This is a genomic window from Blautia sp. ZXY-1-C6 (genome assembly GCF_056339875.1).
On sequence record NZ_JBWJVQ010000054.1, the window covers coordinates 1 to 5,990 of the forward strand.

Sequence of the window (5,990 nt, forward strand, 5' to 3'; positions counted from 1 at the left end):
ACTGCAAAAGCATTATGCGATCTGATCGAAGAAGGTCATCAGGTTGTTGTTGTACATGGAAACGGGCCACAGGTTGGCATGATCAACAATGCCATGTCTGCTCTCTCCAGAGAAGATGAGAATCAGCCAAACACTCCTCTCTCTGTCTGTGTTGCCATGAGTCAGGCTTACATCGGATATGATCTGCAGAATGCTTTGAGAGAGGAACTTCGAATCAGAGGATTTGTCCGCACACCTGTCGTCACTGTTGTCACTCAGGTTCGTGTAGATCCCAATGATCCTGCTTTTGAAAATCCATCCAAGCCGATCGGCAAATTCCTGACAAAAGAGGAAGCAGACCATCAGGCCAAGGCATATGGACATATCATGAAAGAAGACGCAGGGCGTGGTTATCGTCGTGTAGTTGCATCTCCAAAGCCTGTTGAAATCGTTGAACAGGATGCGATCAACAGTCTTGTGGATGCAAATAAAATCGTTATCTGCTGCGGTGGCGGCGGAATTCCCGTTGTTCTTAACGGACATCATCTCAAAGGTGCATCAGCAGTTATTGATAAGGATTATGCAAGTCTGTCCCCTGGCCAAAGAGCTGGATGCAGATATGCTTATCATTCTTACAGCAGTGGAGAAGGTTGCTGTAAACTTCGGCAAGGAAAACGAAGAATGGCTGGATGACATCACTGTAGATGACGCTAAGAAATATATTAATGAGGGACAGTTTGCCCCAGGTTCCATGCTCCCGAAAGTTCAGGCTGCCGTTGATTTTGCAAGCTCCAAAGAAGGAAGAACTGCCATGATCACTTTACTTCAGAAAGCCAAAGACGGTATCCAGGGAAAAACCGGAACCAAAATCCATCTTTAATCTGTTCAGCAGATATCTTATTATATATCAGCTGTTTAATACTGATATATATAACTGCCACATATTCAGGATATCTGCCATATAGCGAAATAATTGCGCAAAAAAAGTTCCGGTGACCTCGCCCGGAACTTTTTTTGTGATGAGTGGACCAGAGTGTCTGGAAAATCATTCCTGCAACTGCACGCCCCACTTTTCGGTATATTTTGACATACATCTTGCGGAAAGCATTTTTCAGACACACTTTAGTACATCGTTTTCGAAATAACTATACCACTCACTTGTCTGCGAATCCGATTGCACAGGTCTAAAAGCCTCAGCGTAGCCCGCTACGCCTGCGTTTTTATACCAGCACACTCGAATCCGCATCCTACGCGATTGGTATAGTTATTTACGAAACGATGTACTAGTGGACTGCTATAGATTCATAATAATCAATATCTTCCAGTTCCCTGCCTGCTTCTATCTCATAAATCTGTGTATCATCCAGATGTTTCATGATCACTTTTTTACCGCCTTTATCTCCTTCCAGAGAAAGCAGCTCATTGTAATATTTCCTGTCAAAAATACATGGATTTCCCATTTTCCCCTGACAGGAAACACAGGCGATTCCTTTGGAAGTGTTTAAAAACACATGGATCAGTTCACAGATTGTCTCACTGGTAAGCCAGGGCTGATCAGACACAGTAAAAAGCACTGCATCTGCATCCAGGCTGGCATTCAGACCGATTTTTACAGAGGAAGAAATTCCATCTTCCGGATGGGGATTATACAAAACCTGTATTTCCTTTGTTTTCACTGCTTCTGCAATGGCATCATATTGAGTAATAACAATAATATTACAGATTATTTTTGCTGTGATATTATTTCTGTACAGGTTATTTAACTGAACAATATCTGAATTATTATCATTATTATTATCCTCAGTAATATCTGAATATTCCGAATAGATATTTTCTATTTTCTTCTTTGTATCATCCAGTTGTTCCAGCACATGTCGATACATAGGTATTCCGTCTATTTCATATAACAGTTTATTTGCCCCAAAACGGCGGCTGTTTCCAGCCGCCAGCATGATCATTGCAATTTTCAAAATAATTTATTCCTCCAAAAGGCTTCCGTAAGCCGCTACTGTATTCTTCCTTTCCAGTTCCTCAACAATGTGCTCTGCAGGTTCTTTCTCTTTGAGTATATCTGACTTGTTCAGATACACTCTGTATACTCTTTCTTCCACATCCTTAAAAAGTCCGCAGATAGAAGTCGCAATCTTTACAATATCTTCTTCAGTGATCGGAGCTTCTAGACTTTTCCTGAGAAATTCCGAGGTACGTTCCATACGGTAAGCACTCTGACTGATTGGCTGCCCCAGACAGTCCAGCCCGATCACACTGATCACAATGTCCGCACATCTGGGGATTACAGGCTCCCATTTCTCCGGGACTTTTACCGGATGATGCTTTGCTCCGTCCGCTTCCACAAGCATTACATCGCATAATTCTCTCAGTTCTTCCAGTTTTTCATCTGTCAGAGACGCATATTTACCTGTGTCCTCCTCATATTCCGCAGCAATCACATATCTTTCTTTGTCCAGAAGTTCTTTTACCCTGACTGCATCTCCGCCCCTGGCAAACGGAAGTTCAGATTCTCCTGCCATATGGGTGGTCGTGGTAATGATCACTCTCTTTCCCTTATCGATCAGTTCATCTGTAAGGCGGTAGATCAGGCTGGTTTTGCCGCCGCCGCCAACTACAGCGATCACAGGGTATTTTTCATAATCAATCTGCAGCAGTTCCAGAAAATCGACCTGGTGCTTCATATGGCATCACTCCTTCTGAAAGCAGGATTTCCAATACACTGCCGGCAATACAGCGGGCTTTGTCGGAAATCGTGAAACAGTTTTTCTTTTGTTCTTTGCGCGGATCAATATCTGCAATTTTCATCCCCTTCGGCACTGTAAATCCATCTCTGATCATGCCACGCAAAACTCCTGTAAGAGAAGCCCTGACAGGTGTATCTCCGATCCAGGCAAGGACCTGATCCTTCTCCACGATATCTGCAATCTTTGAGATACAATGGATTTCCCCTGCCGCAGGAGCATGGAGCACGCGCTCTTTTCCAAATCCTCCAATGATACCCGGAACTCCTGTGTTTGGCATAGCAGCGCCTTTTGTGATGATTCTGGCAAGATTGTGGCCTCTCATAGTCTCCACTACATAATCCACATCCTCACCTGCCACAAATCCCGGTCCAAGACCAACGGTTAGATCTGCCATCTCTCTGGTGGTTCCAAGATTCTTTTTTGCAAGAATTGCATCTATCAGTGCTGCAGGTCTGTATTTCTTAAGGACAGTTCCTTCTGTGTCTGCCATAAGAGGAATCTCCCCGGCTTTCCAGACTGCCTCGCATTCCTCTACACTGTCAACTTTTCTGCAGAGAACTCCTTCCACAGAAGACTGCCCGTCGTAAACAGCCTCGCAAAAAGAAACCATTCGCCTGATCGCAGTGGGTTTCTCACATTCCAGTACCAGAAGACGGTAGCCGCATCGGTATAATCTGTGGATCGTACCGCTGGCCAGATCACCGCCACCTCTTATTATTACAACATTTTCCGGTTTATTGTCAGATTTTGGGACATTTGTGTATCTGTTTGTCATCTTACTGTCTTTCCTCTTCTTGTCTCATTTTCATCCATTACTTTTTCCACCGCATTTACAATGTTCTCATAACCTGTGCAGCGGCAGAGATTTCCTGCCATATGTTTCCGAATCGCATCTCTTGATAATTTCTCTCCATGTTCCAGTAAAACAGTGGCAGACATGATAAATCCGGGAGTGCAGAAACCGCACTGTATGGCACCTTCTTCGATAAATGCCTCCTGAATCCTGGTAAGTTCTCCGTTTTTCTCCAGACCTTCCAGTGTACGGATATTTTTACCCTCCGCCCAGACTGCCAGATAAATACAGGAGTCAATAGTCTCTCCGTCTATGATTACTGTACAGGCACCACATTCTCCTACTTCACAGCCCTTTTTTACAGAAGTCAGTCCAAGGCGGTTGCGAAGCATATCAAGCAGTGACTCCCTTACATCTACATATTCTTCAACTTCTCTTCCGTTTACTGTACATCGTACAAGCTGCATCTGCTTTTTCATATGCGGTCACCTCCTGCAAGTTCTACGGTACGTCTCAATGCCCGTGCCGCAATTTCTCCGCCAATCTGGAGACGAAATGCCCTGGATGCTCTCCAGGAATCTCTCGGATTGATTTCCTCCCGGATCAGTTGTGCTGTCTTTTCATACAGGCTTTCTTCTATCTTCATGCCCTTCAAAGCCTCTTCTGCCTTTGTGCAGCGGTACGGAACCGGAGCTGCAACTCCAAAGGTAATGCGCACATTTTCTATCACTCCTGCCTGTTGATCTACCTTGCTCACCACACTACAGCTGATCGTTGCGATATCCATGGCATTTCGCATGGAATACTTAATATAATGACCATGATACCCTTCATATTCTTTTGCAGGAACGATCACATAGGTCAGAATCTCTCCCTGCCGCAGATCCACCCTGCCGGGTCCAAGATAGAAATCTTTTACAGGTACAAGACGGCCTTCCTTTCCATCTTCCAGCCTCAGCAGTGCGTTCAGGGAAAATACGGTCGGCGCACTGTCCGCACTGACTGCTCCGTTGCAGATGTTTCCACCGATAGTACCAATATTTCGTACCTGTGGTCCTCCTACCTGATCTACAGCCTCGCCAAGAACCGGAATATATTTCCTGATAATTGCATCATTTGTTATATGTGAGAAGACAGTTCCGGCACCAATATAAATATCTCCGTTATCCGCCATTTTTACACCCTGGATTTCTTTGATCCCATGGATACTCACCAGAGAAGTTCCGGCAAATTTTCCCTCCCGGATTTTGATCAGCACATCACTTCCTCCGGAAATGATCCTGGCATCCGGATGTTCATTCAGTAATCTCACAGCATCTTTTACACTTTCAGCCTGATAATAGTTCTCAATATCGTACATAAAATCCCCTCCCCTCTAAATAAGTCCGGCCTTTATAAAGCCATAGATCAGTCTCTGTGGTGTCAGAGGATTTTCATTAAAGGCTACACCTGTTGCATGAAGTACTGCATTACGGATTGCCGGTGCACCCGGAATTGCCGGCGGTTCACCCAGTGCTTTGTTTCCGAAAGGTCCAATCGGATCATCAAGTTCCACAAAATCCGCCTTGATATCAGGAGTATCCATCATTGTCATCAGTTTATAGTCCAGCAGGGTTCCGTTCAGTGGTCTTCCTGTTTTCTCATCCAGAATGAGCTGCTCCGACAGACCGTATCCAATTCCCATAGACATACCGCCCTGTACCTGCATTTCAGCCAGTTTCGGATTAATAAGCTTCCCGCTGTCATGCACATTAATGATATGAAGGATTTTGATCTTGCCAAGCTTTATATCGACTTCCACTTCAGCAAAGCAGCATCCTGTGGCAATCGTATTTTTCTTTACCTGCTCGGAAACCTCTGCTGTAATAACAGAAGAATTGCCAAGACTGTAATAACTTTCCAATGCAAGATTTCCAAGAGATATTGCAGGATCTTTTCCTGCCATGATCCACCCATGATCAAGCCTCAGTTTCCTTGTCTCTTCAGGCAACAGCTCTTTTGCATAATCCAGAATCTTTTTCTTCAGAAGATTTGCGCAGTCTTTAACAACTGTTCCTGTTACAAACGACTGTCTGGATGCATAGGCACCGGTATCAAATGGCGTTGACATCAGTATCCTGGACTGTCTGGATATGAATATCACTGATATCCATATTTAAAACCTCAGCCGCCATCTGGGAAAATACCGTATCAGCACCCTGACCGATTTCAGTAGCTCCCAGCATCAGGCCAACACCATCCTGATTCAGAGTCATTCTTGCACCTGCAATTTCCAGTGAAATCGGCCATACACCTGTCTTATAGGAGAAAAGTGACATTCCGACGCCTCTGCGGATATTACCTGTCTGGTTTGTATATTCTTTTCGTTTTTCTTCCCAGTGGATATAATCTGCACCTTTTTCCAGACATTCAAAAATCCCGTTGGTGTTTGCTGCGATCGGCTTCAGGTAAGCATCCTCATA

Annotated in this window: 5 protein-coding genes and 2 pseudogenes; 1 reads left to right on the forward strand and 6 read right to left on the reverse strand. The window is 44.5% G+C overall.

Features of this window, described 5'->3' with window-relative positions; genetic code table 11:
• Positions 1 to 859: pseudogene (gene arcC, locus AC075J_RS02240) on the forward strand (carbamate kinase); the annotation flags it as partial.
• Positions 860 to 1,262: 403 nt separating this feature from the next.
• Here arcC and AC075J_RS02245 read toward each other — a convergent pair.
• The 6 genes and pseudogenes from AC075J_RS02245 to AC075J_RS02270 all read right to left on the reverse strand — a co-directional run.
• Positions 1,263 to 1,949, reverse strand: coding sequence for a nucleotidyltransferase family protein (locus AC075J_RS02245; RefSeq protein WP_022381426.1), 687 nt, complete (start codon positions 1,947 to 1,949; stop codon positions 1,263 to 1,265).
• Between the two features lie 6 nt (positions 1,950 to 1,955).
• The gene (gene yqeC, locus AC075J_RS02250; protein ID WP_055059498.1) at positions 1,956 to 2,672 is read right to left on the reverse strand and encodes a selenium cofactor biosynthesis protein YqeC; all 717 of its coding nucleotides are present in this window, start codon (positions 2,670 to 2,672) and stop codon (positions 1,956 to 1,958) included.
• Complete coding sequence (gene yqeB, locus AC075J_RS02255; protein ID WP_022381428.1) at positions 2,632 to 3,510, reverse strand: selenium-dependent molybdenum cofactor biosynthesis protein YqeB; 879 nt, start codon at positions 3,508 to 3,510, stop codon at positions 2,632 to 2,634. Before yqeB ends, yqeC begins: the two co-directional genes overlap by 41 nt.
• Entirely contained in the window at positions 3,507 to 4,007 is a 501-nt protein-coding gene (xdhC, locus tag AC075J_RS02260; RefSeq protein WP_022381429.1) for a xanthine dehydrogenase subunit XdhC, read from the reverse strand. The genes yqeB and xdhC overlap by 4 nt, the downstream gene beginning before the upstream one ends.
• Positions 4,004 to 4,888 (reverse strand): xanthine dehydrogenase subunit XdhB, encoded by an 885-nt coding sequence (gene xdhB, locus AC075J_RS02265; RefSeq protein WP_022381430.1) that lies wholly within the window; start codon positions 4,886 to 4,888, stop codon positions 4,004 to 4,006. Before xdhB ends, xdhC begins: the two co-directional genes overlap by 4 nt.
• A gap of 15 nt (positions 4,889 to 4,903) precedes the next feature.
• Positions 4,904 to 5,990: pseudogene (locus AC075J_RS02270) on the reverse strand (molybdopterin cofactor-binding domain-containing protein); the annotation flags it as partial.

What these genes read in the sequence shown, in the direction of transcription:
- xdhB (WP_022381430.1), bottom strand. Translation starts at nt 4,888, where the DNA reads ATGTACGATATTGAGAACTATTATCAGGCTGAAAGTGTAAAAGATGCT.
- yqeB (WP_022381428.1), bottom strand. Translation starts at nt 3,510, where the DNA reads ATGACAAACAGATACACAAATGTCCCAAAATCTGACAATAAACCGGAA.
- xdhC (WP_022381429.1), bottom strand. Translation starts at nt 4,007, where the DNA reads ATGAAAAAGCAGATGCAGCTTGTACGATGTACAGTAAACGGAAGAGAA.
- yqeC (WP_055059498.1), bottom strand. Translation starts at nt 2,672, where the DNA reads ATGAAGCACCAGGTCGATTTTCTGGAACTGCTGCAGATTGATTATGAA.